Source organism: Desulfosarcina sp., assembly GCF_041551955.1.
Lineage (GTDB): Bacteria > Desulfobacterota > Desulfobacteria > Desulfobacterales > Desulfosarcinaceae > Desulfosarcina.
This window is the reverse complement of record NZ_JBFELV010000531.1, coordinates 1-3,194: the sequence shown is the minus strand read 5'-3', so window position 1 is coordinate 3,194 and position 3,194 is coordinate 1. Positions and strand designations below refer to the sequence as shown.

The following is a 3,194-nucleotide window of genomic DNA, read 5'->3' as shown; positions in this document are numbered from 1 at the left end:
CCGGTTCCCACGTCGACGTGGGTAAAGCTTTCTCTGGAGATTCCGAATCTTGTCGGGTGTTTTCAATACCATTTCCAATCACCCTATCTCGTCTCGGTCAAAAGCATACAGTATTACCGTTCCTGTAATCTATCCGAGTACTTCAAGGAAATTTGAGCAATAGAGAACCGGATTATGGATAACAGGGTAGAGGTCAATAAGTACAGGTCTTTGAAGAATTGGGTTCTTTCAACACGGTAGTAAACTACCCACAAGTATTTCCTTTTCTTCTCTCTTATTGTTTGTCATTCGGACCAAAAAATATTTTAACTATCAGTTATTTTTAAATTAAATATGCATTTTTAAATTATGGTATGCTTGTTGCTGTAGAATGCGAAACACTTGCAGGGCGATCACAAGATGGCGACCGATGCTTTCCATTTCAAAAGGAAGGAAAAAACATGCTACCAGAAAAAATCTATCAAATAAACCCGTCGGTGGTGTGCACTGAATTAGATGACGGTGCCGTGCTGCTGGATGTTGAAACCAAGTACTACTATCACCTAAATGACACCAGTTTGCTGATATGGAATGGGTTTCGTGAAAAACTGAAAATTTCCCAGATTGCTTCCTCGCTGATTCAATCCTACGAGGTGGATGAGCAGCACGCAGTCAAGAGCATTTTCCAGTTTGCCCAACAGCTGGAAGAAGAGGGATTGGTGACGTTTTCTTAGCAATTCCTTTTCATTTAAAAACCGTGTTACGAAAAAGGAGAGTATCCACATGAAAAAACATTTTGTTGTTCCAAAAATGACCAAGTGCGCACAGCCATTGGATAAAGTCACTATGGCTTTTGGAGGCTATGGTAGAAATGACTGTGATAAAGGCAAACCTGGCGGACGACCTGGCGGAAAACCTGGTGGAAAACCAGGACTGCCTTTTTAATTGACTTAATTACAAAGCCTGTGAAAAGCAGAAAAAACGTATAACCCAGGGGTGTTGACTATTTGTGGATTGGATTGATGAGGTTACTGTTTTTTGCTTATCCTTACTCGTCAAGCAATCAAAAAGCTGCTGGGCAAACTGGAAAATGCTCTTGACTGCGTGCTGCTCATCCACCTCGCAGGATTAAACCAGCACCTTCGCCTTTACCTAGATGAGGAGAAATATCGTGGCCAGAGACACCATGTTAGTTCAATCACTTCCGGTAAATATTCAGTGTGATGATAATTTGTTTCCCGGGTTGAAGGACTATTTTGATTCATTGTGTCGTGGCAAACACCTGTCGGTATTAAATCCTTTGGAGATGGAAGTGACGATTCATTCCTCGCCCCCACCGCTCCCTTTTGATGCGTCACTGGTTGTGAAAACGCCGGTTACCCACGTATACCGCCGGGGGGCTGACTATTATTTTACTTCCAAAGACGGTTCTCTGGTCAGTTTCGATTCAGCAGCCCGGCATTGCAGGGCTTTTATTCGTCCAGAAATTCAACACGAGATGTCCACCATTTGCTCGCTGGTGAGCGGTCCGCTCATCGAAACCATGAAATCGGCCGGCCGGTTCTACCTTCATGCCGCCGGGCTCTGCCACAATGGCGTCGGCTATCTGATTTCGGGTGACGGCGGCTGCGGAAAGACGACATCGGCCCTCAATCTGGTTAGAAGTGGGTTCGACTACGTGTCCGATGATTCGTTGCTCATGGACGTTCGGAACGGGAGTATTCGGGTATACCCGTGGTACCGGGACTTTCACTTGTCGCCGGATCTTTGCCGGCGGTATGGCGAACTGGACGGCCTGGTGACAGCGCATCAATCAAATGAGGATAAAATTTCCGTTGACGTGTCGCAATTTTTCATAGGGTCTCACAGGCCCTGGATCGAGCCAGATGTTATCATTTTTCCGCGTATTCGATCCCACCCAACCAGCGTGGTGTCGCCTCTGGGCCCCACGGAGATGTTCACGCGGTTGATGAAGCAGATCATTCTTTCGTCGGACCCGATGACCGCCAAACGGCAGCTGGAAACGATCAAAACACTCGTGGGGCAAACCAGCGGATTCGAACTGCTCGGCGGCAGAGATCTGCTGCGAGACCCGGACATTTTGGTTTCGCTCATCACACGGCTACCGGTGAGGCACTAAAATGATCAAAAAAATAAGGCGTAATATCAGTTCTTGGCGGGATGTGGTTTTATTTTACCGGGTATTGAGTCTGATAACGGTTTTGCCGGTCTTGGTTAAATGGAACACCCTGCCTCGTCTGATGAACCGGTTAACGCCCCAGAACATCCAGACCTCAAAGCACCCAGCGGCAAACCTTTCCAGTGCCAAGATCGTAAAATTCACCGATTTCATTCTGGGCCGGGGGGTCGGTGTTTGGAAACGGACCTGCCTAAAACGATCTCTGGTTCTGTACCACTTCTTGCGTGATGTCGGAGTGCCGGTCCAGGTCTGTTTTGGTGTTCGTGTGCCAGATGCCGCCGGTAAGCAACCGGCTCATGGTCGCTTGGAAGGCCATGCCTGGCTTCTGCACGAGGGGGGAATCTTTTTGGAAAACGACCCTGATATGACCCGCACATACATGGAGACTTACCGGTTCCCCATGATGAATCAGGAAGACCGGTGCGGTGGAGAAACATGGTCATGTGCCTATCGGAAGCAGGTCACCCATGAACATTAGCCGTGAAGATCTATTCCTTGTCCATGCCTTACAGCACCCTCATGACGACCGGTGGCAACAGAGGGCCATGCAGTTGCGCACGCCGTCGCTGGATTGGTTGAGTCTTTTCCAACGGGCGGATGCCATAGGCCTGGGACCGATGCTTTACCGGCAGTTGAGCAATGTTAAAGAGCAGTTAAAGCTTCCCGACGACGGGATGGAATTTCTCAAGAATAGCTATCTTCGAAATTTGGCCACGAATACCTATCGCGGTATAGAACTGGTTCGGATTTTAAATGCTTTCGGCGATGCCGGGATCGCGGTCATCCTTTTGAAAGGGGCCGCTTTGGCCGAGGGCGTTTATAACGATCCTGGTGCTCGAGTATACGGCGACCTGGATATACTGGTAAAAAAGGCGGACCTTGAGCGTGGACACCAACTGTTGCGCAGCCTGAATTATCATGCAAACGCGACGGCCAGCGCCCAGGATTCCTACCGAACGCATCACCATCATCTGGCACCCATGATTCACCAAGAAAAATCAGTGGTGGTCGAACT

5 protein-coding genes are annotated in these 3,194 nt (G+C 48.5%); all 5 read left to right on the top strand.

The features are described from left to right. The first annotated feature begins 440 nt into the window (after window positions 1-440). Window positions 441-713 (top strand): PqqD family protein, encoded by a 273-nt coding sequence (locus tag ABYV26_RS23650; protein WP_372683813.1) that lies wholly within the window; start codon window positions 441-443, stop codon window positions 711-713. Window positions 714-762: 49 nt separating this feature from the next. Beyond that, entirely contained in the window at window positions 763-924 is a 162-nt protein-coding gene (locus tag ABYV26_RS23645) for a hypothetical protein (protein ID WP_372683812.1), read from the top strand. A 367-nt stretch (window positions 925-1,291) separates the two neighbouring features. After that, window positions 1,292-2,119, top strand: a complete 828-nt coding sequence (locus ABYV26_RS23640; RefSeq protein ID WP_372683811.1) for a hypothetical protein — start codon at window positions 1,292-1,294, stop codon at window positions 2,117-2,119. A 1-nt stretch (window position 2,120) separates the two neighbouring features. After that, the gene (locus tag ABYV26_RS23635; RefSeq protein ID WP_372683810.1) at window positions 2,121-2,657 is read left to right on the top strand and encodes a lasso peptide biosynthesis B2 protein; all 537 of its coding nucleotides are present in this window, start codon (window positions 2,121-2,123) and stop codon (window positions 2,655-2,657) included. Then, a partial coding sequence (locus ABYV26_RS23630; RefSeq protein ID WP_372683809.1) for a nucleotidyltransferase family protein occupies window positions 2,647-3,194 on the top strand: 548 nt, incomplete at its 3' end. The genes ABYV26_RS23635 and ABYV26_RS23630, both read left to right, overlap by 11 nt.